Below are 26,799 nucleotides of genomic sequence, written 5' to 3'. Positions count from 1 at the left end.
CATCCTGAAGCTCTTCAGGTTGCCAGCGGGCCTCCGTTTGGCTAAGCACGCCGCCAACGGCACCCCCTGTCGTTTTCATGGCCTCTTTCGCGAAAGACTCGACCCCGATGAGCCAGACTACCCTGCTGCCTGTAAAGCGCGCCCTGCTTTCCGTCTCCGACAAGACGGGACTGATCGAACTGGGTCGTGCCCTTGCCGCTCAGGGTGCCGAGATCCTCTCCACCGGTGGTTCAGCGAAGGCCCTGCGTGAAGCGGGCATCGCCGTGGTGGAAGTCTCTGATCACACGGGCTTTCCGGAAATCCTGGATGGGCGCGTCAAAACCCTCGTGCCGCAGATTCATGGCGGCATCCTCGGTCGACGAGACCTGCCAGCTCATGTGGCACAGATGAAAGAGCATCAGATCGCACCGATCGATCTGGTCGCTGTCAATCTCTACCCGTTCGAGGCCACCGTCGCGTCCGGTGCCGCGGCTGACGACTGCATCGAGAACATCGACATCGGCGGCCCAGCCCTGATTCGTGCGGCTGCGAAGAACCACGGACATGTTGTGGTGCTGACCAGCACGGACCAGTACGGCGCCATCATTGAAGCGCTGCAATCTGGTGGCACGTCTCTTGAAGCGCGACGCGCTCTTGCCGGTGCAGCCTATGCCCGCACGGCAGCATACGACTCTGCCATCGCCGCATGGTTTGCGAAAGAACGCCACGAGACGTTCCCTGAGCGTTTCACGCTGGCCGGTCTGCGCCGGGAAGTCCTGCGCTACGGTGAAAACCCCCATCAGCAGGCCGCTTTCTATACGGACGGCACTACGCGCCCCGGCGTGGCCACCGCCCGTCAGGTGCAGGGTAAGTCGCTCTCCTATAACAATCTCAACGATACCGATGCCGCGTTCGAAGCTGTCGCCGAGTTCACCGATCCGGCCGTCGTGATCGTCAAGCATGCCAATCCCTGCGGTGTTGCCACGGCGACGAACCTCAGCAGCGCATGGGATCATGCTCTGCGCTGCGATCCCGTGTCGGCTTTTGGCGGCATCGTCGCCCTGAACGGCACACTGGACGAGGAAACAGCCGTGAAGATCGCCACCATCTTCACCGAAGTCATCGTCGCGCCCGATGCGACCGAAGGCGCTCAGGCGGTTCTGGCTCGCAAGAAGAATCTGCGGCTGCTCCTGACGGGTGCGTTGCCCGACCCGACGGCAGGTGGCGTGATCGTGCGCTCCCTCGCGGGCGGCTTTCTGGCCCAGACGCGCGACAATGGACGCGTTGAGGAAAGCGCCCTCAAGGTGGTGACGAAGCGCGCTCCCAGTGCCGAGGAAATGCGGGATCTGATCTTCGCCTTCCGTGTCGCCAAGCATGTGAAGTCGAACGCCATTGTCTATGCCAAGGGCGGTGCGACCGTCGGTGTTGGTGCAGGCCAGATGAGCCGCGTCGATTCCGCCCGGATCGCTGTCAGCAAGAGCCTTGAGGCCGCGAAGGCATTGGGCCAGAGCGAGCCCCTGACGCGAGGCAGCGTGGCCGCTTCTGACGCCTTCTTCCCCTTCGCCGATGGACTGGAAACCATTGTTGCTGCGGGGGCGACAGCTGTTATCCAGCCGGGCGGGTCCATTCGCGACGATGAGGTGATTGCGGCTGCCGACAAGGCCGGAATTGCCATGGTCCTGACTGGTATGCGTCACTTCCGACACTGATCCGCATACGGGAAGACTTGTCCGGAGGCGTCAGTCGTGGCGCAATCCGGGCTTCTCTTTGAGTTCCGTGATGTTCCGTCCCCGCCTCTCGGCGGAAGAGGCGGACAACGATTGGATCAGACATGCGTCATTTTTCTCGCCTCGCAGTCATTGCGCTCGGCTCGACCGCAGTGCTGGCGGCGTCACCTTCTTCTGCCGCCCCGCAAGTTTCTTCCAGCCAGCAGAGCCAGAAAAATACTTCGGTCTATGACCTGTCGATATTGCCGCCGTTCACTGGAACGGTTGCGCAGTACATCCCTTCTTCGGGCGGGGGCGTGACAGGATTGCTTCTGACGGACGGAACGGAAGTCCTGGTTTCGCAGGATCTGTCCTGGGATGTGCCGAAGATCGTCAAGCCGGGTGAAAAAATCTCAGGCACAGGCCTGAAGGGCAAAACTCTGCCGATCATCCGTGCCTTCTCCCTGAACGGTCCCAGAGGCAACCGCTCCGAGGACTCCGGCATCTCCATGCCGCAGCATTCTCCCGAAATGGTGGCCGGACCGGACATCGTGGTTCACGGTGAGATCGCTTATCCGCTGTACAATATTCAGGGCGCCCTGGTCGGCGCCATTCTGCGGGACAAGACGGTTGTGCGCGTTCCGCTGCGCGATGCCGCGCGAATCTCTGCATGGCTGAAGCCGGGTAGCATGCTGTACGCGGCAGGACCGGGTGCATCGGGAGTTTATGGCACCGCCCTCAACGCGCATCAGGTCGGCCCTGACGCACAGCAGGTGATTTCAGTAACAGCCGATGATTTGCCCCCAGCCGGACCGCCGCCGGGGTCGCCGGGGTATGACATCATCAAATCCGCCGAAACACACTGACAGCGATAAAAAAAAGAGGCTCAGGGATTTATCCCGAGCCTCTTCAAAAATCGTCGTTCGCGAGGAAGAAGCACAAGCGTGCCCCACTCCCGAGCGTTGTTCTGAACAATGGACACGGAAGAGCGGTGCCTGCCTGATAAAAGCAGCATGATCTTCCGGCAGTTCTTCTATTTACGAACGAATGTCCAGTACATCGGCACACGCCCGGCCCTGAGCGCTTTTGCCTCATAGCGTGTGGGCGGCCAGCCTTCGGGACGTTCCAGCGCCGGTGGGGGTGCCGTGAAAAAGTCCTGTGATCCCATGACCTCTTTGACCCATGCCTGATAAGTCGGGTCGTCGCTGGCAACACGCCAGACGGCTCCCGGTTTCAGAACACGGGCTACGAGAGGCAGATTTCCCGGATGGACGAAACGTCTCTTGACGTGCCGCGCCTTGGGCCACGGGTCAGGAAACATCAGGAACATCCGGTCGAGTGACGCTTCCGGCAATTTCTGCAGCAGAAGACGTGCGTCATCGTTCCAGATCCGAAGAAGAGGCGGCACGGGGGACGTGGTTTCCTCGCCCGAAGGAAATAGAGGGGCCAGCAGGGAGCACAGGCCGTTCTCAAACACTTCCGAGGCGATATAGCCGACGGAAGGGTGCAATGCGGTCTGTGCAAGAACGTGCTCGCCGCCTCCAAAACCGACCTCCAGCCACAACTGTTCCGGCTGAGGGGAGAACGCCGTCAGGGGGGCCGGGATCTTTTCTTCGGGGAACCGGATACGGGGCAGCGCCTCATCCACAAGACGCTGCTGACGGACGCGCAGCGGGTGTCCCCGCTGGCGCCCGTAAAGGCGCTGAGCCGGCGGCTTCAGGGAGTGAGAAGCCTTGTCGTTGCCGTCCTGCGGCGTAACCGCACCGCGTTCGTCAACATCCGAACTCATAACCCAGACCTTCAGCGGTTGAAGGCGTTACGCAGCGCGTCGACGAGATCCGTGCGCTCCCAAGGGAACGTGTCACGGGCCTCATCCGGCGTGCGACCGAAGTGACCATAAGCCGACGTCTCGGTATAGATCGGACGGTTCAGGCGCAGGTGCTGACGAATACCGCGCGGTGAAAGGTTCATCACCTCGCGCAGAACGTTGCCCAGCTTTGCTTCGTCCACATCCTTGCCCGTGCCGTCGAGATCGACATAAACGGACAGCGGGTGGGACACGCCGATGGCGTAGGAGAGCTGGAGGGTGCAGCGGTCAGCAAGGCCCGCGGCAACAACGTTCTTCGCCAGATAGCGGGCGGCGTAGGCTGCGGACCGGTCAACCTTTGTCGGATCCTTGCCGGAGAATGCGCCCCCGCCATGCGGAGCCGCACCGCCGTAGGTGTCCACGATGATCTTGCGGCCTGTCAGACCGGCATCGCCGTCCGGACCACCGATCACGAAGATACCGGTCGGGTTTACGTAGAATTCCTTGTCGGCTGGCATCCAGCCTTCCGGCAGCACGTCCTTGACGATGGCGTGCAGTTCCTCACGGATTGCGTCCTGGCTCATGCCCTCGCTATGCTGCGTGGAGATGACGACGGACGTGGCTTCGACCGGCTTGCCGTTGAGGTAACGCAGCGTGACCTGGCTTTTCGCGTCGGGCTCAAGCCCTTTCGCACGCGCGTCATCCGCACGACGCAGATCGCGCATCGTCTTGAGGATTTTGTGCGAGTAGTAAAGCGGAGCCGGCATCAGGCTGTCGGTTTCATTCGTGGCGAAACCAAACATGATGCCCTGATCGCCCGCGCCCTCGTCCTTCTCGCCAGCGCTGTCGACGCCGACGGCGATGTCGGCGGACTGCGCATGGAGATAGTTGCTGATCTCGGCGTTCTTCCAGGAGAAGCCTGCCTGATCGTAACCGATGTCACGGATTGCTTCCCGTGTGGCTTCGATCAGACTGTCAGAGGTCACGGAAGCCGGACCACGGACTTCGCCCGCAAGAATGACACGATTGGTCGTCACCAGCGTTTCGCAGGCAACGCGGGCTTCAGGATCAGCCGTAAGATAAGCGTCCAGAACCGTATCGCTGATCCGGTCCGCCACTTTGTCGGGGTGGCCTTCAGACACCGATTCCGAGGTAAACAGGAACTCGCCGTGCTTTAGCATGATTGTGCCGACTGCCTCGCGCTAGGGTGAGACTCTCGCAATCCCGCGAAAGCCCTACAGGAATAAGGATTGTCGTTTGGCGGAGGATGAAGGCGCGGTCAAGCACCAAGACCCGGGATACCGCCATTCATCATCCTGCCGATCACTGCTCAGGTGAGTCCGAGCACGTCTTCCATGTTGTAAAGACCCGCTGTTTTGCCTGCCGACCATTCAGCAGCCTGCACGGCGCCATCGGCGAAAACACGGCGATCAAATGCACGGTGACTGAGTGCGATCTGCTCGGTGGCGGATGTAAACAGCACGGTGTGCTCACCGACGATCTGACCACCTCGCAACGCGGCAAACCCGATTTCGCCGGTTTTACGGGCGCCGCACTGGCCTTCGCGGGCGGGCGTACGCACATCGGCGAATGTCACGTCCCGGCCCTTGGCGACGGCCTCGCCGATGGCCAGCGCCGTGCCCGACGGCGCATCGACCTTCTGGCGATGATGCATCTCGACGATCTCCGCGTCGAAACGCTCTGCTGAAAGTGCCGCTCCCATTTCACGCGCCAGCCGCAACACCAGCGTCACGCCGGCCGAGAAATTCGCCGCCTGCACCACAGGAATGCTCTGCGCAGCCACGGCCACGGCTTTCTGGTCCGTTTCAGACAGGCCCGTCGTCCCGAGAATCCACGGAGTCCCGGTATCCTTCAGCGCCTCCGCATGAGGGATGACGGTGGAAACATGCGTGAAATCGATGACCACGTCGGACATAGTCGCAAGCTGCGTCATGTCCGCGCAGAGGGTGATTGCCCCTTCGCGGGTCAGTTCGTTCATGCTGAGGCCGTTTTCGCCCGGATCACGACAGATGCCCCCTGTGACCCGACATCCTGCATCAAGGACGCTGCGCACCAGCATCTGCCCCATTCGGCCGGACAGTCCGGCGATTCCGACGCGCAAAGAATGGGAAGACATCGTGGCATACTCCCGGCACAGGCAGAGGAATGATCCCGGCAACCCGATACATCGCATTACGACACATCTTTGTCCGGGCACAATTGGGGCCTCCCCTACGCGGTTTGGCAATGCAGTTCAATGTTGCCGCCGCTGCCCGAAAGGCGACGTCAGAGATAAGGCGAGAAAAGCCGAGCTGTCGCATCACGCAATCTGATCGGGAGGCTGCGCTCATCAAGAGTATGGTGGGTCAGACGGTGCTTTCGATGACCGAGGATGAAGTCGTCAATCTGGCTGGCGAATGCCGCGCCATAACTTTCCACGTTGATCTCGAAGTTGAGCCGCAGACTTCTGGCGTCGAGATTTGAACTGCCGATAAACGTCCACTGCCTGTCCACTACCATCAGCTTCGCATGATTGAAGGGCGGCCCGCTGGACCAAACGCGGCAACCCGCATCCAGCAATGGCCGGAGATCGTCACGGCCTGCCCAGTCCATGACGCGGTGATTACTGCGCGCAGGAATGACGAGTTCCACCTGCACACCTCGCAGTGCCGCCAGCGCCAGTTCGGACAGGATGCGCGTGCCCGGCATGAAATACGGCGTCATGATCCTGATTGTCTGCCGGGCCAGCGTAATGGCCTGCAGAAGTGTGTATTCGATCTTTTCCAGATCCGTATCCGGTCCCGCCGTGACAACGCGCAGGACTTCACCACCCTTCATGGTGAGAGGCGGAAACCATGTGGGGCCTGCCAGTTCTTCCCCGCAGGTGAACGACCAGTCCCACGCGAAAGCCTCGGCCAGTTGCCTGACGACAGGTCCGCACACCCGGAAGTGCATGTCGCCGACACGTTTATCGATGCTGATGAAAGAACGATTTTCGTCGCCGATATTCAGGCCGCCGATAAAGCCGGTCTCTCCGTCCGTGACCAGAATCTTGCGATGATTGCGCAGATTGATGAACGGCATACGCCAGGGCAGCAAGGAATGCAGGAAACGCTCGCTCGGAACACCGGCAGCACGCATCGTTTTGGCCGCCGGACAGTAGAAATAGCCGGTTCCTACTCCATCAAGCAGTACACGCACCGCAACACCTCGCTGATGCGCGGCTATGAGTGCATCAATGAAAAGCGCCCCCGTCCTGTCCTTTCTGAAAATATAGGAGGACAGCATCACGCTTTTCTCAGCCGCATGAATGGCTGCCAGCATGATGGGGTAAGCGTTTTCTCCATCGATCAGCGGCTCGACCGTGTTTCCCCCAAGGAGAGGTCGACCACTGATTTTTCTGACCATCTCGGAAAGCGGCCTGAACGCTCCGTCCACCGCCTCTCCCCAGCGCACCACCGGTGCGGTTTCGTCTTGCGGAGCGCGGGTCTGGACAAGTTTACGGGCAAGACGGCGGACCCGATTGATGCCGAACATGAGATAAAGGCAGACACCGAAAAACGGCGCGAGACATACGGTTCCGATCCACCCGATCGACGCGGACGTATCCTGCTTGGTGAGCAGGATATGACCTGTCGCCAGGATCGCGAGGACGACGTGACAGGCAAACAGCCCGTCAAACAGCATGGTCACGGGTGTGAACAGTGGTCCATTCTCCTGTGGATCTTCATCAAATGCTTACCTTATGGGCCACTATTCTGGAAAATGCAGAGAACTTCCCATCTGGCCTCACGAAGCGAACGCGGACGCATAGCCTGGCAAAGTGGCGTGAATGCGGAAAGTGTGGCCGAACAGGCTCTTCTTTCCCACGGCTGGACCATTCTCTTGCGGAGAGCCCGCACTCCAGCCGGTGAGATCGACCTCGTTGCCCTGAAGGATGGTCGCCTTAGTTTTATTGAAGTGAAGAAGCGCCAGACCCATACGCTGGCTGTCCAGTCCATCAGCGAACGCCAGCGCATCCGCATCATGAATGGAGCCGAACTACTGCTCGCCTCTCATCCGCAGTGGGACTACGATTCCGTGGCCTTCGATGTCATCGTCGTGGATGCCTCGAATACGGCTCGGCGCATCAGGGATGTCTTCTGGCAATCCTGAGCAGATCATAAAAAAACCCGCCTGACAGAAATCAGACGGGCTTCGACACAACTGCTAAGAGCAGTAATCAGGTGCGGCGACGGGTGTGAACTGCGTGGCCTGCTTTCTTCACCATATGAAACGACACGAGATGAATGGAAGGCTGCGTTCCGGCATGGGCGCGGCTTGCAAGGACAACATGCTTACGTGCCATGGCATAATGCCGAACTGGCGGGTGGTAGGCCGGAACCGCCGTGAGGGATTCCAGTGTCAGCCTGCTGGCTTCGGAATCAGAAATAATGCGTTCCGCATGGGCCGGGGTCACGGCCGCAACAGCAACGACTGCAGAAAGACCTGCCGTAATAAGCGTCAGTTTCCGCATCATCGTTCTGATCATTGCCACTCTCATTTCATCATTTTGCATGCCAAGTATACGTCATTGTCTCAGCCCGACAACCCTGTCTTCCCCTCTAACCAAGGGGAATTACCGAATCATTTCCAATTTTATATGGGAATGAGGGGAGCATCGGCGGGGGCTACGAGAACAAAACCTGAATAAAAAGAGGACGTGGAGAACACAATAGTCTCCACGCCCTCTTCTGATCACACTGCTGCGCTGACGATTCCCTTTTCCTTGAGAAGCGTCTGAAGCTCGCCGGACTGAGCCATTTCCATCACGATGTCGCAGCCACCGAGGAACTCACCGTTGACGTAAAGCTGCGGGATGGTCGGCCAGTCAGAGAAGATCTTGATGCCGTCGCGCATTTCGGGGTCAGCCAGCACGTTCTCGGCCTTGAAAGGCACTCCAAGGTGATTCAGCACCTGCACGACACGAGCGGAGAAACCGCACTGCGGGAAGTCCGGCGTCCCCTTCATGAACAGCACGACAGGATTTTCTTCTACGAGCGCCTGAATGCGCGGACCAACGGGGGTGGTAGACATCTGTTGCTTACTCCGGTTTCCGGATAGTCCCCGCCATCGGGCAGAAACCGTCCGATTTCATTCAGAAGTTCAGAACCTCAGGGTGTGGACGTCTTGAGCGCAAGCGCATGAAGTGTCCCGCCCATATGCCCTTCAAGTGCATTATAGACCAGTTTGTGCTGCTTCACGCGAGGCAATCCACGAAACGCTTCACTGACGACAGTGCAGGCGTAATGGTCGCCATCACCGGCCAGATCGTCGATGGTCACTTTTGCGTCAGGAAACGCCTTGAGGATGTAGGCCTCGATATCTGTCGCACTCATCGCCATGACCGTTCTCCTTTGATTCTGTTTTTCGAAGCTGATGAAACGCGCCGCTTAGCGATCCATCAGATCCGGGAAGAACGCCCCATGTGCCGTCGTCAGGCGCGCTGCCGAAAGTCTTGCCCCACTGGGCAGAACCAGAGCATCCCCACCGATTTCCGCAGCAAACCGCGCCGGAACGCCAGCTTTTTCCGCAGCCGACAGGAAGTCCTTGCCGTCACCTTCGACCGCGACCAGATAACGCGCCTGATCCTCCCCGAACCAGAACGCCTCCGGGCGCATACCGGATTGCGGCGTATCCAGCGTGCAGCCATGGCCAGTCCCCATAACCATTTCAGCAACGGCTACCAGAATGCCACCATCTGAAACGTCATGGCAGGCTTTCACCTCACCAGAGGCAATCCGGGCGCGGACAAAATCGCCATTGCGGCGCTCGGCCACCAGATCGACATCCGGAGCGTCACCCGTTTCGCGGCCGAGAATCTCGCGCAGCCAGATCGACTGGCCGAGATGGCCCTTCGTTTCGCCAACGAGGATCAGCGTGCCGTTTTCAGGCATACCGAGGCCGACGTTCTTCGTCACGTCATCAAACACGCCTAGACCACCAATGGCCGGCGTCGGCAGGATGGCCGACTTTGTGCCATCGGGATTGCGTGTCTCATTGTAGAGCGAGACGTTGCCACTCACGATCGGGAAATCGAGCGCACGGCAGGCGTCGCCGATACCTTCAATGGCGCCGACAAACTGCGCCATGATTTCCGGCTTCTCGGGATTGCCGAAGTTCAGATTGTCCGTCACCGCCAGCGGCTTCGCGCCGGTCGCCGTGATGTTCCGCCATGCTTCGGCAACAGCCTGCGCACCACCCTTCCTAGGGTTGGCGTGACAGTAACGCGGCGTGCAGTCCGTCGTCAGCGCCAGACCGATGGACGTATCCTCGACCTTGACGATGGCCGCATCCGCGCCACCCGGACGACGCACGGTCTGACCGCCGACGGTGCTGTCATACTGGTTCCAGATCCATGCGCGGGAGGCGAGGTCCGGACTGCCGATCAGGCGAACCAGTGTCTGCTCCAGACCGATCGGATCGTGGATATCACCAACCGGCTCCGGTGCTGGCAACGGTGCGATCGGACGGTCGTAGATCGGTGCCTGTTCCGCAAGCGGGTCGAGCGGAATATCGGCTTCGATCTGCCCTTTGTGACGCACGACGATATTGCCAGTCTCGGTCAGATGACCGATCACCGCAAAATCCAGTTCCCACTTCTCAAAGATCGCGCGGGCCACTTCAGTGCGTTCCGGCTTGATGACGATGAGCATGCGCTCCTGACTCTCGGAGAGCATCATCTCATAGGCCGTCATGCCCGGCTCGCGCTGTGGCACGGCATCGAGGTCAAGGTCGATGCCAACGCCGCCCTTGCCCGCCATTTCAACGGAAGAGGAGGTCAGACCGGCAGCGCCCATGTCCTGAATGGCGACGATTGCGTCGGTCGCCATCAGTTCGAGGCACGCCTCGATCAGCAGCTTCTCAACGAACGGGTCGCCGACCTGAACGGTTGGGCGCTTTGCCAGTGCGTTCTCATCGAATTCGGCGGAGGACATGGTCGCACCGTGGATGCCATCGCGCCCCGTCTTGGAGCCAACATACACCACCGGATTGCCGATACCTGCCGCTGCTGACAGGAAGATCTTGTCCTGACGGGCGACACCAACCGTCATGGCGTTGACCAGCGGATTGCCGTCATAGGCCAGGTGGAAGTTCACCTCGCCGCCTACTGTCGGCACACCGACGCAGTTGCCATAACCGCCGACACCACGGACCACACCGTCCACGATCTGGCGCGTGCGGGGCGTTTCCGGCGCCCCGAAACGCAGAGCGTTCAGGTTAGCGACCGGGCGCGCACCCATGGTGAACACGTCACGCAGGATGCCGCCGACGCCAGTGGCCGCGCCCTGATAGGGCTCGATGAAGGACGGGTGGTTATGGCTTTCCATCTTGAAGATGGCGGCCAGTCCCTGACCGATATCAACCACACCAGCATTCTCGCCGGGACCGTGGATAACCCACGGCGCTGTGGTTGGCAGGGTGCGGAGCCATTTGCGGGATGACTTGTAGGAACAGTGCTCGGACCACATGACCGAAAACACACCCAGTTCCGTAAAGCTCGGCGTACGGCCCATGATAGCGAGGACGCGATCATATTCCTCGGCGGACAGGCCGAATTCGCGTGCCAGATCGGCGTTGACCGCTTTCTGCTTGCTGCTCATCGGACCAGCGCCTCCACCAGACTGTCGAACAGGGGCTTGCCGTCTTCACCACCCATGAGCGGATCAACGAGGTCTTCCGGATGCGGCATCATGCCGCAAATGCGCGAATTGGCGCTCAGGATACCAGCGATGGCGTCGAGGCTGCCGTTCGGGTTGCTGTCGCGGTCAGCCGCGTCAACCGTGCCGTTCGGCGCGACATAGCGGAACGCCACGCGGTTTTCGCTCTGAAGTGTCTTCAGGGTTTCGGCGTCCGCAACATAGTTGCCGTCACCGTGGGCGAGTGGTGTACGGAACACGTCACCTTTCTTCCAGCGGCGCGTGAACGGCGTTTCAGCGTTCTCGACGCGGAGGTGGCAGTCCTGCGACAGGAAACGCAGCCCCGCATTCCGCAGAAGCGCGCCGGGAAGCAGGCCGGTTTCCGTCAGGATCTGGAAGCCGTTGCAGACGCCAAGGATGTGACCACCCTTTTCAGCGAATGCACGGATTGCCCGCATGATCGGAGAGTGCGCGGCCATCGCGCCACAGCGAAGATAATCGCCATAACTGAAGCCGCCGGGCAGCACGACAAGATCAAGATCGGGAAGTTCGGTGTCCCGGTGCCAGAGGATTTTGGGAGCATGACCGGTGACCGCCTTCAGGGCGATCGCCATGTCGCGCTCCCGGTTGGTCCCCGGAAAAACGACGATACCGGTTTTCATTTCTTCTGTTCCGCAGGCTTGGATGCTGCGCACGGATAGGCATCATGCAGCGCCATGAATACCGACTCACCAACCGGCTTCTGCAACGCATCCTTGTGCGCCTTCAACCAGGAGATAACCTTGCCGCGCATGGAAACACCGGTTTCCGTCTGGGGCACGCAGAAGCCGGCGGGGGCATTGGCATCGCCTTCATTGCGGTCATTGATCTTCGCAAGCGCGCCCGCATCGGCGAGACCCGAAATGTAGGCGTCACAGATCTGCGCGCCAGCAGGGCGTGTGCAGATGCGGCCGAAGCTTCCAGCCGTCATCGGGGAGATGCGCTGCGCCATCGCAACTTCCGATGAGCAGAGACCCAGCCCGACGAGGAGAAAGGCAGAGAGAACGGAAAAACGGTTCATTTCACCACCTCCACAGCAAAGTCTTCGATCACTTCGTTGGCGAGAAGCTGTTTCGCCATCTCCGTTGCGCGGGCTTCGACCTGCGCGGCATCGCTGCCGTCCACATCCAGTTCGATCACCTTGCCGACGCGAACTTCCTTCACTTCCGGGAAGTCCAGAACGTGGAGGGCATGGCCGATGGCTTTACCCTGTGGGTCAAGCACACCTTCCTTCAAAGACACCGTCACGCGAACCTTCATACCGTCCTCCGGCCCCATGGCCTCAATCTTCAAAACACACCCGATCTCCGGTGTGTTTTCACTGCATCGTTTCAGAACCCTTGAGATCGCCGTTTCCGGCCTCGGGCAGAATACCGAGGCGGCGGGCAACCTCCTGATAGGCTTCCTCGACCTGACCCATGTCCCGGCGGAACCGGTCTTTGTCGAGCTTCTCGCTTGTCTTGGAATCCCACAGGCGGCAGTTGTCGGGAGAGATCTCATCCGCGAGAATGATCTTCATCTCTTCGCCTTCCCACAGGCGACCGAATTCCAGCTTGAAATCGACCAGCGAGATGCCGACGCCCGCAAACAGGCCCGTCAGGAAATCATTCACCCGCAGGGCCATGGCGACCATGTCGTCCATGTCATGCGTGCAGGCCCAGCCGAACGCCGTGATGTGCTCTTCAGCCACCATCGGGTCATTGAGGGCGTCGTTCTTGTAATAATATTCGACGATGGAACGCGGCAGGCGCGTACCTTCGGGAATACCGAGGCGCTTGGCGATGCTGCCCGCCGCGATATTGCGCACCACGATTTCCAGCGGGATGATTTCCACCTCGCGGATCAACTGCTCCCGCATGTTGATCCGGCGGATGAAGTGCGTCGGGATGCCGATGTCCTGCAGACGCAACATGATATATTCGCTGATGCGGTTATTCAGCACGCCCTTGCCGGTGATGATGCCATGCTTGGCGCCATTTCCGGCTGTGGCATCGTCCTTGAAATACTGCACCAGTGTACCGGGTTCCGGCCCCTCGAACAGAATCTTGGCTTTACCTTCATACAGCTGGCGGCGGCGGGCCATGGTCGTCCTTGCTCACTCTAAAAGACTTGCGGGCAGGAATGCAGAAATATCTGCCCGCAGTTGTCGCCCCCCCGGCGGCGGGCCTCTGCGGCTGCCTCTTAGCAGCCTTCGGCGTCAGATGATACAGCCGCCTGTGCCGGAAACCTGTGCCGGCACAAGGTGTGGCTTCAGGCTTTCGGGCCAGATTCACCAAAAATCAGCTTGTAGCGATCATCGACCGCTTTCAGGTGCGAACGGCTGTCCATCGCCGCATCCAGCACTTCCGGCGAAATACGACCGGCGATTTCCGGATCGGCATCCAGGTTTTCGCGGAACGTCTTGCAGCCCGGCTTGCCGAGATTGGTCCATGTCGCCATCGCGCAACGCTGGACGATGCGATAGGCGTCCTCACGCAGCACGCCTGCCCGAGCGAGAGCCAGCAAAACCTCGCCGGAGTGAACGACGCCACCAAGGCTCTCGATGTTGGCCATCATCTGGTCCGGATAGACGAGCAGCTTGTCCATCATCCCGGCGAGACGGGCCAGCGCGAAGTCGAGGCCCAGCGTCGCGTCCGGGCAGATGTTACGCTCGACGGAAGAGTGGCTGATGTCGCGCTCGTGCCACAGCGCCACGTTCTCGAGCGCCGGGATGGCGGCTGCACGAACGAGACGGGCGAGACCGGTAAGGTTCTCGGACAGGACCGGATTCCGCTTGTGCGGCATCGCGGACGAGCCTTTCTGGCCCGGATGGAAGAATTCCTCGGCCTCGCGCACTTCCGAACGCTGGAGATGACGCACTTCCGTCGCAAGGCGCTCGACACCACTGGCGATGACGGCGAGGGCACAGAAATAGGCGGCATGACGATCACGGGGAATGACCTGCGTGGAGACAGGCTCAGGCATCAGGCCGAGCTTGTCGGCGACGTAGGCTTCAACACGCGGATCGAGATGCGCAAATGTGCCGACCGCGCCGGAGATGGCGCAGGTAGCGATCTCGGCGCGAGCTGTTTCCAGTCGCGTCTTGTTGCGGTCGAATTCAGCGTAATGACCAGCCATTTTCAGGCCGAAGGACGTCGGTTCGGCGTGGATGCCGTGGCTGCGGCCAATGGTGAGTGTGTATTTGTGGGCGAACGCCTGTTTCTTGACCGCTGCCAGCACCGAATCGATGCCCGTGAGCAAAAGGTCCGTAGCCTGCGTGAGCTGTACGGCGAGACAGGTGTCGAGCACGTCGGAAGACGTCATACCCAGATGCACGAAACGGCTGTCCGGGCCAACCTTTTCGGCCAGCCACGTCAGGAACGCGATCACGTCGTGACGGGTTTCTGCCTCGATGGCGTCGATACGGTCGAGGTCGGCCTGCGAGAAAGCCGCCATCGCGGCATCACCTTTCTCACGGATGGTGCGGGCGGCCTCGGCAGGAATCTCACCCAGTTCCGCCATCGCCTCGCACGCCAGCGCCTCGATCTCGAACCAGATCCGGTAACGGTTTTCCGGAGCCCAGATGCTCACCATTGCAGGACGTGTGTAACGAGGCACCATGAGACGCTTTTCCCTCTTAAGTCTGCGTGACCGACCGAACCCGGCCTGCCTGTCGCAGGTCTGAATCTGGTAATGTGCCCGGAGCAACCATCGCCTCGCATGGCGCAAACGGGTTCCGTTCCGTGCAGGTGCTGTGGAGAGCATTGCGGGGCCGGACGCCCGACTCCGGTCGAGTTCGACGATGCTCTAACCCATTTTGGCGCGCGACGAAACGGTATCCGAACGGTTTACCGAAGGAGCATCGCGGAGGCGGTGAGAGCGGTGTCCACCTTACTTCCCGCGTCACCTCCCTCTTGCCCCGGAAGGCTGTCTCTGGTCCAACCCGTGATCGGGGATGAACGCTGGCCGCGTGATTTCCGTCAGTACAGTCTGTGGAGTGAAGAGAGCGTGGCGCGAACGGGACAGAAAGCAGCAAGCCTGCTGGCCGCATTGGCGCTTACGGGATGCTACGAACAGTATAACTATCGTCCTGCCCATTATCAGGAAGGATGGAGCTTCGGCTCTCATGGAGGTCATGCGGGCTGGTTTGACCAGCGGGGCCACTGGCAGGGCTGGTTCGATGGCAGCCAGTGGCATGATGCCCATCCGGCGGCAGCGCACGAGAAAACCCTTCCGAACGTTATCGACACGCTGAGGCAACAGTCGGCGCAGGAGCGGGCGGCCGCCTCACGCAAGACATTCGGCCAGAAAAAATCCACGGCAACACCTCCGGTCGCGTCCGGCGTCCGGGCCAGGCCGCCAGCCGCTACGCTCCCGGCTCATGAGGCGATGCCTACAGTAGCACCGGCGCCCGCTGCCCAGATCCCGGCGAAAATGGTTGCACCGACCAGTATTCCTACGGCTCCCGCACCGGTCGGCCCCGTCCGGACGCCCGCGGTCGCTCCACCTGCTGCCCAGTCCGCTCTCCCGGTCACGCCTCACCCGGTCGCGCCCATTCCTCCGGCAGCCACTCCCAGTGCAAGGGCGATCCCGGCAGCACCGGTCGAGTCTGCACCGCCTGCCGTCGAGCCGAGCACTATTCCGGACGAACCGGAAACGCCGCCTGTCGCGCCCATCAGAAAGGGTGCGCTCGTCGCGAAGCCGCACAGGTTCCTGCCGCCACCGCCGCCACCGCCACCGCCCGACGATACCCTGCCCCCGATCACTTCCGGCGATTCGTCCGATATGATCGTGGTGCCTCCCACGCAAAATTCGCACTGAAAAACATAAGGTTTCGGCAAACCAAGGAGAGTCCCATGGTCACCACCGGAAACGATGGCAGCGTAACAGAGATGCCCCGCCGCCTGACCGCCCTTCGCACCCTGCTGAAAAAGGAGGGGCTGGATGGACTGATCGTTCCGCGAAGTGACGAATATCTCGGTGAGTATGTGCCAGCCTGCGCCGAACGACTGGCGTGGATCACCGGATTCACGGGGAGCGCCGGTCTCGCCGTCATTCTGGCTGAGCGAGCAGCCGTCTTTTCCGACGGTCGTTATATCACCCAGATGGACGATCAGGTGGATCGCGCGCTGTGGGACCGTCTCCACATCACGGAAACACCGCCGCGCACATGGCTTTCAGAGCGTGCGCCACCAAATGCCCGTATCGGCTATGACCCCCGCATCATCAGCCAGCAGGCACTCGACAGCCTGAAGGCTGAGAACATCACTCTGGTTCCCGTCTCCTTCAATCCGATCGACGCGATCTGGACCGACAGGCCGGCTCATCCTTCCGGTCCGGCGCAGATTCATCCGTTGCAGTTCGCGGGTGAGAGCAGCGAAACGAAACGGAAGATGCTTGCGAAAGAGCTTGATGATGTTGGGAGTGAGGCCGCCATCATCGCCGACACCACTTCCGTTGCGTGGCTGCTGAACATCCGGGGGACGGATATTCCGTGCACGCCGGTCGTTCTGTCATTTGCGATCCTGCATCGCTCCGGTCACGTCGATCTCTTTGTGGATCGGGCGAAAATCACCACGGATGTCCGTGACTGGCTTGGATCTGATGTCAATGTGCATGGACCGGATGAGCTGGAAAAGGCGCTGTCAGCCCTGAAAGACAAGGTTGTGAGCGTCGACCCTGCCGCCACGCCGGTCTGGTTTCCCCAGACGCTGCAAGCGGCTGGCGCAACGATCGTGGAGAAGGCCGATCCCTGCGCCCTGCCCCGCGCCCGGAAAAACCGCGTCGAACAGGACGGCGCGCGGGCTGCGCATCTGCGTGACGGCGTGGCGGTATGCCGCTTCCTGCACTGGCTGGACGGTCATGCCGCCGCCTCAACGGAACTCGATCTGGTTGATCGCCTCCGCGCTTTCCGTGCGGAGGCCCGGGAGTATCGGGAGGACTCGTTCGACACCATTTCGGGTGCCGGTCCCAACGGCGCCATCATCCATTACCGCGTGACGCCCGAGACGAATCGACCGCTCGGCCCGGATACAGTTTATCTGGTGGACAGCGGCGCGCAGTATCTGGACGGCACGACCGACATCACACGAACAATCTGGACTGGTCCCGGTGAACCCCCGGCCGATATCAGGGACGCTTTTACCCGCGTGCTGAAAGGCAATCTGCAACTCGGGTGCGCGGTGTTTCCACAGGGCACACCCGGCAGCGTCCTTGATGTGCTGGCGCGTCAGGCTCTGTGGCAGGCGGGCCTGGATTTCGACCACGGCACAGGGCACGGCGTGGGCAGCTATCTTTCCGTGCATGAAGGCCCGCAGCGTATTTCCAAAGTGCCTAACAGGGTGGCGCTGGAACCGGGCATGATCCTGTCGAACGAGCCGGGCTATTACCGCCCTGGCGCATTCGGCATCCGGCTGGAAACGCTGCTTCTGGTGACGAAGACCGATGTCGGACAGGACGGACGAAACTTTCGGGCCTTTGAAACGCTGACACTCGCTCCTTTCGATCGTTGTCTGGTCGACCCGATGCTTCTTGGGCCGGAAGCGACGGATATTCTTGATTCTTATCATGCGCGCGTCCTCGAAAAGGTGGGTCCGCTGCTGCCTCCCGAAGCGGCAAAATGGCTGATGCATGCCTGCTCGCCCATCAACAGGAAGTGAAAACACGCATTTGCGCATCGCGCTTTGCCTCAATGCGCGGCAGAAGTGGCGGCGGATGCATAGGGAGTTCATCATGACGAACAGCAAAACTATCCCCGCCACCCTCATTCCCGGTGATGGCATTGGCCCTGAAATCATGGATTCGGTGGTCGAGATCCTCGACGCCGTTGGAGCCCCGTTTGCGTGGGAGCGTCACATCGCCGGCATGGCGGGCGTGGACGCCGTCAACGACCCGCTGCCGAAGGACACCATCGAGAGCATTCGCAAGACCGGCCTTGCTCTCAAGGGTCCGCTGACGACACCGGTTGGTGGTGGCTTCAAATCCATCAACGTGACGATGCGTCAGGAGTTCGAGCTTTACGCGAACCTCCGTCCGACGAAGACGATCATCCCCGGCGGTCGTTACGAGAATATCAATCTCGTGATCGTTCGTGAGAACCTCGAGGGCTATTACGCCGCGATGGAAAACACGATCCCGGCCAACGGTGATCCGAAAGGCATCGCGCTGTCCGGCGGTTATGTTTCCCGCAAGGAGTGTGAACGCATCGTTCGCTTCGCATTCGAATATGCGGTGAAGAACGACCGCAAGAAGGTGACGCTGGTCCACAAGGCCAACATCATCAAGCAGATGTGCGGCATGTTCCTTGAAGCCGGCCGCAAGGTTGCTGCGGAATACAAGGGCAAGATCGAATGCGATGAGCGTATCGTCGATGCCTGTTCCATGCAGCTGGTGACCAATCCGTGGCAGTTCGACGTGATCGTCACGACCAACCTGTTCGGTGACATTCTTTCCGATCAGGCGGCTGGTCTCGTCGGCGGCCTCGGCATGGCGCCGGGCGCAAATATCGGCGAAAAAACAGCAATCTTCGAGGCGGTACACGGCTCCGCTCCGGACATTGCAGGCAAGGGCCTTGCCAATCCTCTGGCGCTGCTGCTCGCTGCGGTGATGATGCTGCGTCACGTCAACCGCGACGATCTGGCTGACCGCATCGACACGGCGATCACCAAGCTGATCACCGGCGGTGAAGTCCGCACGCGCGATCTTGGTGGCACTGCGTCCACTCAGGATCTGACGGCGGCTCTGAAGCAGGCTATTTCCTGATTTCAGGACATAAACGGCCCATCTTATCAGAGCCGTTCAATAACGTCTGAAAAGCACCCTCCCTCATCTCGGGGAGGGTGCTTTTCTTTTACCGTCTATATTTGCACACCCGGATTCTGATGGCCGGACATCACCTGTTTGTTACTGGCGCCGCCTGTTGACCGGCAGCCCCCTCAGTGAAGCGATGAGGCAAAATAGCCACGGGGAATGGCTGTTTTCCGGCACATCCTCACTTAATCCATGATCTTTTTCGCTGCTCTGGAGTTTGCCAGAAGATTTACCTGAAAGTTACCTGCGCGATTTATTCTCCCGCCTGACCTGCTACCGGGAGAATTTTGTTTGTCCACCACGTCATCTTCGGGGCGCCCGGAGCCCACTACCCGTACGAAAGCGCGCTTTGCAGGTACGCGCACGGACGACCGTTCCGACACGGCCTTCTGTCTAGCCCCCCGATTTTCCCTTGCGAGCCTGGCTCTCAGCGGTGTGGATCTGGTGACGCCCCACGCTCTCGCCCTTGGACGCTCCTCTTCGCGTCGCAAGCAGAAAGAGCCCTTATGGGTATCGATTCTCGCTGAAGGCTGCCGTCTCGCTACTGAATTACCTCCGCGCTTCCGGATTTCGCTCCCGGTGGAATCGCCCGACTCCGTGCCGGAGGACCTGCTGGCACAACTGGCATCCGTCCTGTGCGCCCATAATCTGGCCGCACCCCGCCTTGAACTGGAATTTACCGAAACCAGCCTCACAACGGACAGCGATGCCCTTTTCTATTCACTGGCCATTCTCCGCGATATCGGCGTCGGGCTCGTGCTGGCAGGGTTTGGAACCGGTGTCACCAGCCTCTCCCTCCTCCGGGACCGGAGTTTCGCCGGCCTCATCACGGACGTAAAACTCGATCGCCACCTGTTCATGCATGAAAATCCGCTCCAGCTTGAGGCGGGTCGCAGCATTGCCCGCTCTGTTGTGCAGCTAGGAACTGAATTCGGCCTCAGGACACGGGCGGAAGGCGTGGACACGGCAGAAATCCTCTCTTTCCTCCAGACGATCGGCTGTCAGGAAGGCCGGGGGACAGCTCTTGGAAAGCCGCAATCGCTGCCAGATTTCCTTTCCCTCTCCGCAGGAGGACGGAAAACATCCGTCAGCCGAAAGCGGACCCCCTGACGAGAGTGTGGACAGCGCACAGCGCAGCTTTTAATTCGGTTCGATGACAAACATACATCCTGCGCCTCTGATCCGGCTGGGCATCGATTTCGGCACGACCAACAGCGTCATTGTCCTGCGTGAGCCCAACGGCACCACGCAAACCGTCCGCTTTCCCACGCCCGATGGATCGGGTGTGGAAACGTGCCGCACATTGCTCGCGCTCTGGCAGGAACTGAATGCCGGCCGCCAGCAGGTCGAACGCGCCGTCGGTGCGGACGCGATCGAGGCCTATCTCGACGATCCCTCCGAAACGCGCCTGATCATGTCGATGAAATCCTACCTCGCGCAGGCCAGTTTCCGGGAAACGCAGCTTTTCGGACAGCGTGTACCGCTGGAAACCCTCATCGCGTCCTTCCTGCGGGAACTGATGAAACTGGCCCGGCTCACCCCGGAGGTATGCGCCGTTACGGTCGGGCGACCTGTCCGGTTCGTAGGCGAGAAAGCAGACGACGATCTGGGTGAGGCCCGTTTACGCAGCAGTCTTGCTGAAGCGGGTTTTTCCGATGTGTCGATCATGCTCGAACCGGAAGCGGCGGGCTGGAAATTCGCGCACCGGCTGGAGCATGCCGCGACGGTTCTGGTTGGAGACTTTGGTGGTGGCACCAGCGATTTTTCGGTCATGCGCTTCGATCCGGGTTCCGACAACCCGACACGCGCGCTCGGCTATGCGGGCGTGGGGCTGGCAGGTGATCAGTTCGACACCCGCATCATCGAGCATGTGGTCGCGCCCTATCTTGGAAGAGACTGCACCTTTCGGATCATGGGGGGAGAGCCGCTGCCGGTGCCCATCGAGTGGTATTCCTCCCTCGCCCGCTGGCATCGCCTTTCGCTCATGCGGACACCCCGAATCCTGAATGAAATCGCCGAAGTCGCCCGTACGGCCTCCGAACCCGAACGGCTGATGAATCTCATCGAGCTCATCCGTGAGCAGAATGGGCAACTGCTCTATAATGCCGTCTCCGACGCCAAACGGGCGCTGTCCACGGAAGACGCTGCCACTCTGCGATTCCGCCAGAAGGGACTGAAGCTCGAAGAGACGATCACCCGCGCGGATTTCGAAACCTGGATCGCGCCGGATCTCGAGCATCTTGGCAAAGGAATCGACCTTGCCATCGAACGCTCCGGTCTTACGCCCCACGACATAGACCGCGTGTTTCTGACAGGGGGCACCTCGTTCGTACCTGCTGTGCGGGCGCTGTTCAGCAGCCGCTTTGGTGCTGAGAAGGTGGAACTGGGTGGAGAATTCGTTTCCGTGGCGGAAGGGCTGGCGCTGGCGCAACCGAAGAGGGTGGACGCGTGACAGAAAATAGCTGCGCGTCAGGATCGCAATGGCAGGGTGTTGTCAGCCGCGCGCGAACGAGGTGAAACTCCGCTCCATGAAAAGGTTGCTCCGCATCACCTGCCTGTCCGTGCCGCTTGTTCTGGCTACTCTGCCAGTCTCTGCGCGGGCTGTTCCCATGCCGGAAAAGGCGGAATCCACGGCGTCCGATCTGACGCCTGTTCTCACCTCGAATTCCCAGATATGGGAGAGCGTGGTCGCGCTCCCTGATGGGCGACTTGTGCTGGAAGCGCCACGGTGGCTTGGCAATCCCGCACCGCAACTGAACATCAGCAGCGCGACGAATGGTGCCGTCGGGCCTTACCCCGATGCCAGCTGGAATGCGCCTGACGGTGATCCGGGCAACAGGTTCGTCGCCCTGACCAGCATGACGCTGGCGCCCGACGGGGCGTTGTGGGTTGTGGACAGTGGTGTGCCTGATCGTGAGCAAAAACCGGAAGCACCGGCGAAACTGGTCCGTATCGATCCGGCCTCCGGCAAGGTGACACGCGTCGTCCCGGTGTCGGCTGATGCCCTGCGGTCTGGCAGCATCCTCTCGGGGATCGCCATTCATGCGCAAACTGCCTACGTCGCGGATTCGGGCGTTCCCGGAATAGTGGTCATCGATCTGGAAAGCGGTGTCGCACGGCGATTTCTCGACCATCTGGAAGGGCTGACGGCCAAGCGCCCAATCGAAGCGGCTTCTGGTGTGGTGAAGGCCCGCGACGGACGACCGCTGGCGATTGACGCGAGCCTTGTCGCCATAAGTCCGGACGGCCAGTGGCTTTACGTGCAGGCTTATTGCGGCCCACTTTATCGGGTGGCCACCGCGCTGTTCAATGATGATGCTTCGACGAACACGGCATTCCAGGAAAGCGCAACCCTCTGGTACAAAACCCATGCACTGGGCGGCCTTACGATCGGTGCGGACGGCACGCTGTACTGGTCCGACGTCACAACGGGCAGCATCGACAGCTACACGCCGGGGCGCATTCCGCATCACCTGATCACCGATCCGCGCCTGAAATGGCCGGGAGGGCTGGCGCTCTCCGGCAACACAATTTTTGTCCCGGCGGCGCAACTGGATCAGGCGGCACGCTTTCAGAACGGACAGGCGACAGTTCACTGGCCGGTGACCGTCTACAAGTTCCGCGTGCCGGAAGACGCCACTTCCGACGTTCTCCGCAAATAGTCCCCTCCCCGCCTCGCTTCAGAACGGCTATACATACCGCATGAAATACGTCTCCACCCGTGGCCAGGCCCCGGTTCGCTCCTTCTCCGACATCCTGCTCGCCGGGCTCGCCGAGGATGGCGGGCTTTATATGCCGGAAACATGGCCCCAGTTTTCCGCCGATGAATGGCGGGCAATGCGTGGTCTGCCCTATCCGGAACTGGCTGCGAAGATCATCGCGCCGTTCGCGGCAGGATCCATCGACCACGACACGCTTCTGGACCTGTGCCGGGATGCCTATTCCAACTTCGATCACGCCGCCATCGTACCGCTGAGGCAGGTCGAAGACGGGCTGTTCGTGCAGGAACTGTTCCACGGTCCGACACTGGCCTTCAAGGACATGGCACTTCAGCTTCTGGGTCGTCTGTTCGACCATGTGCTGACCGAGCGCGATGAGCGCGTGACCATTGTGGGCGCGACCTCCGGCGACACCGGGTCTGCCGCCATCGAGGCGTGCCGTGGACGGAACCGTCTGACAGTGGTGATCCTGCATCCGGAAGGCCGGACCTCGGACGTACAGCGCCGTCAGATGACGACGGTTCTGGACCCGAACATCACCAACATCGCCATCAAGGGAACCTTCGACGACTGTCAGGATATGGTGAAGGCGATGTTCGCCGATCTGCCGTTCCGTCAGGACATGAATCTTTCGGCCGTCAACTCGATCAACTGGGCGCGCATCGCGGCTCAGGTTCCCTATTATGTCTATTCCGCGCTTGCCCTTGGAGCTCCGGACCGCGAAGTATCCTTCGCTGTGCCGACCGGCAATTTCGGCAATGTGCTCGCGGCGTGGGTTGCGAAACAGATGGGCCTCCCGATCAGGCATCTCTGTGTCGGTTCCAACCGCAACGACATTCTTTCCCGCTTCCTCAACAGCAACGACATGACCACGCGCAAGGTCGTGCCCAGTCTTTCGCCGTCGATGGATATTCAGGTCTCCTCCAACTTCGAGCGGTTGCTCTTCGAGTTCCTTGGGCGTGACGCCGATGCCTGCGCGAAGCTGATGACCAGCTTCCGCACGACGGGGAAGATGGACGTGCCGGCAAAAGTGTGGGAGTCGATTCACACGCTTTTCTCAGGCGTGGCCCTTGATGACGCGGAGACGGAATCCCAGATCCGTTCCATGCACCAGAACAGTCAGTATCTCGCGGATCCCCACACGATCATCGGTATCGCGGCAGGACGGAAGTTCCGGGAACCCGGCGTGCCGATGGTGGCCATGGCGACGGCGCACCCGGCGAAATTCCCCGATGCGATGCGGGCCGCGACGGGCATTACACCGGCCCTCCCGCCTGCACTGGCTGACCTGTTCGACCGGGAAGAACGCTTCCGTGTCGTGGACAACACGCTTGATACCGTTGAGGACGCCGTAAGATCGGCGGCACTTTCCAACAGCCGATGATCCCAATTTCCGAGGCGGTCGCGTGCCGCCTCTCCTTTCAGGACTCTCATGACTGATCCCATCCAGCAGACACGCCTTCCCTCCGGCCTGACGGTCGTCACTGAACGCATGGACCGGGTTGAAACCGTGTCATTTGGGGCTTATGTCGCCACCGGCACCCGGAACGAGCGTCCTGAAGAAAACGGCGTCTCGCATTTTCTCGAACATATGGCGTTCAAGGGCACCGACTCGCGCTCCGCCGCCGGAATTGCGGAGGAAATCGAGAATGTGGGCGGCCATATCAACGCCTATACGGCGCGTGAACAGACAGCCTATTACGTCAAGCTGCTGAAGGAAGACCTGCCGCTTGGGGTCGATATCATCGGCGATATCCTGACGCATTCGACCTTTCTGCCGGAAGAAGTCGAGCGTGAGCGCGGGGTCATTCTTCAGGAGATCGGTCAGGCCAACGACACGCCGGACGACATCATCTTCGACCATTTTCAGGAAACGGCGTTCAGTGGTCAGCCTATGGGCCTCCCGACGCTCGGTACGGATGACCTGATCCGCCAGATGAGCCGTGAAACGCTGATGTCCTACATGCGGACGCATTACACGACGCAGAACATCATCGTCGCGGCGGCAGGCAATCTTCATCACGATGCTGTCGTGGAGATGGTCGCGCGTCATTTCGCCGATCTGCCCACCGGTGCCGTGCCGGATCGGCTGCCCGGTCGTTACACCGGTGGCGAATTCCGTCTCGGCAAGGAACTGGATCAGGCTCACATCCTGCTGGGCTTTCCGGGCGTCCGCTACGGCGATCCTGACTATCATGCGATCCTGCTGCTCTCCACCCTGCTCGGTGGCGGCATGTCCTCGCGGCTGTTTCAGGAAATCCGCGAGAAACGCGGGCTGGTCTATTCGGTGTATTCCTTCACCACGCCGTTCCTCGATGGCGGTCTGTTCGGCATTTATGCCGGGACCGGCGCGGAGGAAGCCCGTGAACTTCTGCCGGTCACGCTGGGAGAACTTCAGAAGGTTCAGCAGTCGATCAGCATGGAAGAACTGGCTCGCGCCCGTGCGCAGCTCAAATCGTCGCTGCTGATGTCTCTGGAAAGCACCGGCAGCCGCTGTGAGCAGATCGCCCGTCAGCTCCAGATTTTCGGACGACTGATCCCCATCGCGGAAACGGTCGCGAAGATCGATGCAGTCACACCTGCGGATATCTGCCGCGTGGCCGCAAAGGTCTTTGGCGGTCAGCCGACGCTGGCCTCGATCGGACCGGTCGATGGCGTGATGATGCTTGACACCCTTCAGGGACAGCTTGCGGCATGACATTCCCCTCTCTCGATCTGGCCTGCGAACTGGCCGAACGCGCAAGACTCAAGGGCGCGGACGCGGCGGACGTCGTGTGTGTCGGCAGCACGTCGCTCGGCGTCAGCGTGCGTAATGGCGTGACGGAAGAGCTGGAACGTTCGGAAACGACGGATCTGGGTCTGCGCGTTTTCATCGGCAAACAGTCAGCGATCGTTTCGACCTCGACACTCGATACGGCCCGTTTCGACGCACTGGTCGAGCAGGCTCTGGCTATGGCGCAGGTTCTTCCGGCAGATGCCAATGCAGGATTGCCGGAAGCCGTTCCGCTTATCGGGCGGCTGACCGACAATCAGCTTGATCTGGTGGATACGGCTGAACCCGATGCGGCTCAGTTGCTGGACCGTGCCCGCAGGACGGAGGACGCCGCCCGCGCGATTCAGGGAGTGAGTAACTCCGCTGGGGCCAGCGCCACATGGGGACGCAGCAGCGTGGCACTGGCGAGTTCCGCTGGCGTGGCGGGCTATTACGCCCGCACGCGCCATTCGGTTTCCATGAGCGCTCTGGCCGGTGAAGGCACGGGTATGCAGAGGGACTGGGATTTTCATTCCACCGTCCATCTGTCTGACCTTGAAGATGGCGCGGTCATTGGCGCTCAGGCGGGGCGTAACGCTGTCGCACGCCTGAAGCCAACTCAGCCACGAACGGGCGTGATGCCCGCAGTCTATGCACCGCGCGTGGCCAACGGGCTGCTCGGTCACCTGAGCGGTGCGATCAATGGCATCGCCATCGCTCGTGGCACGTCTTTCCTGAAAGAGAAGATGGGCCAGCGAGTGTTTCCATCTGGCATCCGTGTGATCGACGATCCGCGTCGCGTTCGGGGACTGCGCTCAAAGCCGTTCGACGGTGAAGGCATCGCGGGTCAGCCGCTGGAACTGGTGGCGGACGGCGTGTTGCAGGACTGGCTTCTGGACTGCCGGAGTGCCCGACAGCTTGGCCTGACGACAAACGGGCGTGCCAGCCGGGGCACATCCTCCCCGCCCTCGCCCGGCGCTTCGAACCTGTATTTCGCGGCGGGCGATATTTCGCCGGAAGCACTGATCGCCGACATTGCCGAAGGTGTTTACCTGACGGAAATGATGGGATCGGCGGTCAACGGCATCACGGGTGATTACAGCCGTGGAGCCTCCGGTTTCATGATCCGTAACGGCCAGCTTGCCGAACCGATTGCCGAGTTCACAGTTGCCGGCAATCTTCTGGACATGTTCGGTCGGCTACAGGTGGCCAGTGACCTGACATTCCGGTTCGGTTCCGACTCACCCACAATTCGCATTGATGGAATGAGTATCGCTGGAAACTGAGAAAATGTCGTAGCCTGTCGTTTACACGAAGCCTCTTCCGGGTT

At 60.6% G+C, this 26,799-nt stretch carries 25 protein-coding genes; 12 read left to right on the top strand and 13 right to left on the bottom strand.

The annotated features are described in order from the left end of the window. Nucleotides 1-107: 107 nt before the first annotated feature. A complete protein-coding gene (purH, locus tag GOB81_RS09730; protein ID WP_173570228.1) occupies nucleotides 108-1,688 on the top strand; it encodes a bifunctional phosphoribosylaminoimidazolecarboxamide formyltransferase/IMP cyclohydrolase in 1,581 nt (526 codons plus the stop codon). Nucleotides 1,689-1,810: 122 nt separating this feature from the next. Further along, nucleotides 1,811-2,551: a hypothetical protein gene (locus tag GOB81_RS09725; protein ID WP_173570227.1), complete on the top strand. Its 741-nt coding sequence runs from the start codon at nucleotides 1,811-1,813 to the stop codon at nucleotides 2,549-2,551. Between the two features lie 167 nt (nucleotides 2,552-2,718). Here GOB81_RS09725 and trmB read toward each other — a convergent pair whose 3' ends face one another. The 4 genes from trmB to GOB81_RS09705 form a co-directional block, all read right to left on the bottom strand. Beyond that, on the bottom strand, nucleotides 2,719-3,474 hold the full coding sequence (gene trmB / locus GOB81_RS09720; RefSeq protein WP_173570226.1) for a tRNA (guanine(46)-N(7))-methyltransferase TrmB: 756 nt from the start codon (nucleotides 3,472-3,474) through the stop codon (nucleotides 2,719-2,721). Nucleotides 3,475-3,485: 11 nt separating this feature from the next. Beyond that, the gene (metK, locus tag GOB81_RS09715; RefSeq protein ID WP_173570225.1) at nucleotides 3,486-4,673 is read right to left on the bottom strand and encodes a methionine adenosyltransferase; all 1,188 of its coding nucleotides are present in this window, start codon (nucleotides 4,671-4,673) and stop codon (nucleotides 3,486-3,488) included. A 149-nt stretch (nucleotides 4,674-4,822) separates the two neighbouring features. Further along, nucleotides 4,823-5,629 (bottom strand): 4-hydroxy-tetrahydrodipicolinate reductase, encoded by an 807-nt coding sequence (dapB, locus tag GOB81_RS09710; protein WP_173570224.1) that lies wholly within the window; start codon nucleotides 5,627-5,629, stop codon nucleotides 4,823-4,825. Nucleotides 5,630-5,778: 149 nt separating this feature from the next. Beyond that, nucleotides 5,779-7,179, bottom strand: a complete 1,401-nt coding sequence (locus tag GOB81_RS09705; protein ID WP_173570327.1) for a phospholipase D-like domain-containing protein — start codon at nucleotides 7,177-7,179, stop codon at nucleotides 5,779-5,781. Between the two features lie 78 nt (nucleotides 7,180-7,257). On the opposite strand from GOB81_RS09705, the gene GOB81_RS09700 reads away from it, so the two are divergent. Further along, nucleotides 7,258-7,647 (top strand): YraN family protein, encoded by a 390-nt coding sequence (locus GOB81_RS09700; RefSeq protein WP_173570223.1) that lies wholly within the window; start codon nucleotides 7,258-7,260, stop codon nucleotides 7,645-7,647. A gap of 67 nt (nucleotides 7,648-7,714) precedes the next feature. Here GOB81_RS09700 and GOB81_RS09695 read toward each other — a convergent pair whose 3' ends face one another. The 9 genes from GOB81_RS09695 to purB all read right to left on the bottom strand — a co-directional run bounded on the left by GOB81_RS09695 (nucleotide 7,715) and on the right by purB (nucleotide 14,810). Further along, entirely contained in the window at nucleotides 7,715-8,023 is a 309-nt protein-coding gene (locus GOB81_RS09695) for a hypothetical protein (protein WP_242010171.1), read from the bottom strand. A 206-nt stretch (nucleotides 8,024-8,229) separates the two neighbouring features. Continuing rightward, nucleotides 8,230-8,568, bottom strand: a complete 339-nt coding sequence (gene grxD, locus GOB81_RS09690) for a Grx4 family monothiol glutaredoxin (protein ID WP_173570221.1) — start codon at nucleotides 8,566-8,568, stop codon at nucleotides 8,230-8,232. A 77-nt stretch (nucleotides 8,569-8,645) separates the two neighbouring features. After that, the gene (locus tag GOB81_RS09685; protein ID WP_173570220.1) at nucleotides 8,646-8,876 is read right to left on the bottom strand and encodes a BolA family protein; all 231 of its coding nucleotides are present in this window, start codon (nucleotides 8,874-8,876) and stop codon (nucleotides 8,646-8,648) included. A gap of 48 nt (nucleotides 8,877-8,924) precedes the next feature. After that, a complete protein-coding gene (gene purL / locus GOB81_RS09680; protein WP_173570219.1) occupies nucleotides 8,925-11,135 on the bottom strand; it encodes a phosphoribosylformylglycinamidine synthase subunit PurL in 2,211 nt (736 codons plus the stop codon). Then, nucleotides 11,132-11,833, bottom strand: a complete 702-nt coding sequence (purQ, locus tag GOB81_RS09675; protein ID WP_173570218.1) for a phosphoribosylformylglycinamidine synthase subunit PurQ — start codon at nucleotides 11,831-11,833, stop codon at nucleotides 11,132-11,134. The genes purL and purQ overlap by 4 nt, the downstream gene beginning before the upstream one ends. Further along, a complete protein-coding gene (locus GOB81_RS09670) occupies nucleotides 11,830-12,231 on the bottom strand; it encodes a Rap1a/Tai family immunity protein (RefSeq protein ID WP_173570217.1) in 402 nt (133 codons plus the stop codon). The genes purQ and GOB81_RS09670 overlap by 4 nt, the downstream gene beginning before the upstream one ends. Continuing rightward, nucleotides 12,228-12,470 (bottom strand): phosphoribosylformylglycinamidine synthase subunit PurS, encoded by a 243-nt coding sequence (gene purS / locus GOB81_RS09665; RefSeq protein WP_173570326.1) that lies wholly within the window; start codon nucleotides 12,468-12,470, stop codon nucleotides 12,228-12,230. The genes GOB81_RS09670 and purS overlap by 4 nt, the downstream gene beginning before the upstream one ends. Nucleotides 12,471-12,528: 58 nt before the next feature. Continuing rightward, nucleotides 12,529-13,293, bottom strand: a complete 765-nt coding sequence (gene purC / locus GOB81_RS09660) for a phosphoribosylaminoimidazolesuccinocarboxamide synthase (protein WP_173570216.1) — start codon at nucleotides 13,291-13,293, stop codon at nucleotides 12,529-12,531. Nucleotides 13,294-13,460: 167 nt separating this feature from the next. Beyond that, on the bottom strand, nucleotides 13,461-14,810 hold the full coding sequence (gene purB, locus GOB81_RS09655; RefSeq protein ID WP_173570215.1) for an adenylosuccinate lyase: 1,350 nt from the start codon (nucleotides 14,808-14,810) through the stop codon (nucleotides 13,461-13,463). Between the two features lie 324 nt (nucleotides 14,811-15,134). Here purB and GOB81_RS09650 point away from each other — a divergent pair, with 324 nt between their 5' ends. The 9 genes from GOB81_RS09650 to GOB81_RS09610 all read left to right on the top strand — a co-directional run bounded on the left by GOB81_RS09650 (nucleotide 15,135) and on the right by GOB81_RS09610 (nucleotide 26,755). Continuing rightward, a complete protein-coding gene (locus GOB81_RS09650; protein ID WP_173570214.1) occupies nucleotides 15,135-16,010 on the top strand; it encodes a hypothetical protein in 876 nt (291 codons plus the stop codon). Between the two features lie 35 nt (nucleotides 16,011-16,045). Beyond that, nucleotides 16,046-17,848, top strand: a complete 1,803-nt coding sequence (locus GOB81_RS09645) for an aminopeptidase P family protein (protein WP_242010170.1) — start codon at nucleotides 16,046-16,048, stop codon at nucleotides 17,846-17,848. A gap of 73 nt (nucleotides 17,849-17,921) precedes the next feature. Then, a complete protein-coding gene (locus GOB81_RS09640) occupies nucleotides 17,922-18,950 on the top strand; it encodes an isocitrate/isopropylmalate dehydrogenase family protein (RefSeq protein WP_173570213.1) in 1,029 nt (342 codons plus the stop codon). A 339-nt stretch (nucleotides 18,951-19,289) separates the two neighbouring features. Continuing rightward, nucleotides 19,290-20,108, top strand: a complete 819-nt coding sequence (locus tag GOB81_RS09635; RefSeq protein WP_173570212.1) for an EAL domain-containing protein — start codon at nucleotides 19,290-19,292, stop codon at nucleotides 20,106-20,108. Between the two features lie 43 nt (nucleotides 20,109-20,151). Then, complete coding sequence (locus GOB81_RS09630) at nucleotides 20,152-21,450, top strand: Hsp70 family protein (protein WP_173570211.1); 1,299 nt, start codon at nucleotides 20,152-20,154, stop codon at nucleotides 21,448-21,450. A 76-nt stretch (nucleotides 21,451-21,526) separates the two neighbouring features. Next, nucleotides 21,527-22,660 carry an SMP-30/gluconolactonase/LRE family protein gene (locus GOB81_RS09625; protein ID WP_242010169.1) on the top strand — a complete coding sequence of 378 codons (1,134 nt, stop codon included), beginning with the start codon at nucleotides 21,527-21,529 and terminating at the stop codon, nucleotides 22,658-22,660. 40 nt (nucleotides 22,661-22,700) lie between these two features. Beyond that, nucleotides 22,701-24,101 carry a threonine synthase gene (gene thrC / locus GOB81_RS09620; RefSeq protein WP_173570209.1) on the top strand — a complete coding sequence of 467 codons (1,401 nt, stop codon included), beginning with the start codon at nucleotides 22,701-22,703 and terminating at the stop codon, nucleotides 24,099-24,101. Between the two features lie 48 nt (nucleotides 24,102-24,149). Continuing rightward, nucleotides 24,150-25,415 (top strand): M16 family metallopeptidase, encoded by a 1,266-nt coding sequence (locus GOB81_RS09615; protein WP_173570208.1) that lies wholly within the window; start codon nucleotides 24,150-24,152, stop codon nucleotides 25,413-25,415. Next, complete coding sequence (locus tag GOB81_RS09610; protein WP_173570207.1) at nucleotides 25,412-26,755, top strand: TldD/PmbA family protein; 1,344 nt, start codon at nucleotides 25,412-25,414, stop codon at nucleotides 26,753-26,755. The genes GOB81_RS09615 and GOB81_RS09610 overlap by 4 nt, the downstream gene beginning before the upstream one ends. Nucleotides 26,756-26,799 lie beyond the last annotated feature (44 nt).

The sequence above is a fragment of the Acetobacter conturbans genome, assembly GCF_011516755.1.
GTDB lineage: Bacteria > Pseudomonadota > Alphaproteobacteria > Acetobacterales > Acetobacteraceae > Acetobacter > Acetobacter conturbans.
This window is presented reverse-complemented; position numbering and strand designations above follow the sequence as displayed.

Bases quoted from the DNA above. Each gene is read 5' to 3' on its own strand.
- purL (WP_173570219.1), bottom strand. From the start codon at position 11,135: ATGAGCAGCAAGCAGAAAGCGGTCAACGCCGATCTGGCACGCGAATTC.
- GOB81_RS09630 (WP_173570211.1), top strand. From the start codon at position 20,152: ATGACAAACATACATCCTGCGCCTCTGATCCGGCTGGGCATCGATTTC.
- purB (WP_173570215.1), bottom strand. From the start codon at position 14,810: ATGGTGCCTCGTTACACACGTCCTGCAATGGTGAGCATCTGGGCTCCG.
- purS (WP_173570326.1), bottom strand. From the start codon at position 12,470: ATGAAGGTTCGCGTGACGGTGTCTTTGAAGGAAGGTGTGCTTGACCCA.
- GOB81_RS09725 (WP_173570227.1), top strand. From the start codon at position 1,811: ATGCGTCATTTTTCTCGCCTCGCAGTCATTGCGCTCGGCTCGACCGCA.
- metK (WP_173570225.1), bottom strand. From the start codon at position 4,673: ATGCTAAAGCACGGCGAGTTCCTGTTTACCTCGGAATCGGTGTCTGAA.
- GOB81_RS09685 (WP_173570220.1), bottom strand. From the start codon at position 8,876: ATGGCGATGAGTGCGACAGATATCGAGGCCTACATCCTCAAGGCGTTT.
- GOB81_RS09615 (WP_173570208.1), top strand. From the start codon at position 24,150: ATGACTGATCCCATCCAGCAGACACGCCTTCCCTCCGGCCTGACGGTC.
- GOB81_RS09670 (WP_173570217.1), bottom strand. From the start codon at position 12,231: ATGAACCGTTTTTCCGTTCTCTCTGCCTTTCTCCTCGTCGGGCTGGGT.
- GOB81_RS09610 (WP_173570207.1), top strand. From the start codon at position 25,412: ATGACATTCCCCTCTCTCGATCTGGCCTGCGAACTGGCCGAACGCGCA.
- dapB (WP_173570224.1), bottom strand. From the start codon at position 5,629: ATGTCTTCCCATTCTTTGCGCGTCGGAATCGCCGGACTGTCCGGCCGA.
- GOB81_RS09695 (WP_242010171.1), bottom strand. From the start codon at position 8,023: ATGATCAGAACGATGATGCGGAAACTGACGCTTATTACGGCAGGTCTT.
- trmB (WP_173570226.1), bottom strand. From the start codon at position 3,474: ATGAGTTCGGATGTTGACGAACGCGGTGCGGTTACGCCGCAGGACGGC.
- grxD (WP_173570221.1), bottom strand. From the start codon at position 8,568: ATGTCTACCACCCCCGTTGGTCCGCGCATTCAGGCGCTCGTAGAAGAA.
- GOB81_RS09645 (WP_242010170.1), top strand. From the start codon at position 16,046: ATGGTCACCACCGGAAACGATGGCAGCGTAACAGAGATGCCCCGCCGC.
- purH (WP_173570228.1), top strand. From the start codon at position 108: ATGAGCCAGACTACCCTGCTGCCTGTAAAGCGCGCCCTGCTTTCCGTC.
- GOB81_RS09705 (WP_173570327.1), bottom strand. From the start codon at position 7,179: ATGCTGTTTGACGGGCTGTTTGCCTGTCACGTCGTCCTCGCGATCCTG.
- GOB81_RS09700 (WP_173570223.1), top strand. From the start codon at position 7,258: ATGCAGAGAACTTCCCATCTGGCCTCACGAAGCGAACGCGGACGCATA.
- GOB81_RS09625 (WP_242010169.1), top strand. From the start codon at position 21,527: ATGAAAAGGTTGCTCCGCATCACCTGCCTGTCCGTGCCGCTTGTTCTG.
- thrC (WP_173570209.1), top strand. From the start codon at position 22,701: ATGAAATACGTCTCCACCCGTGGCCAGGCCCCGGTTCGCTCCTTCTCC.
- purQ (WP_173570218.1), bottom strand. From the start codon at position 11,833: ATGAAAACCGGTATCGTCGTTTTTCCGGGGACCAACCGGGAGCGCGAC.
- purC (WP_173570216.1), bottom strand. From the start codon at position 13,293: ATGGCCCGCCGCCGCCAGCTGTATGAAGGTAAAGCCAAGATTCTGTTC.
- GOB81_RS09640 (WP_173570213.1), top strand. From the start codon at position 17,922: ATGACGAACAGCAAAACTATCCCCGCCACCCTCATTCCCGGTGATGGC.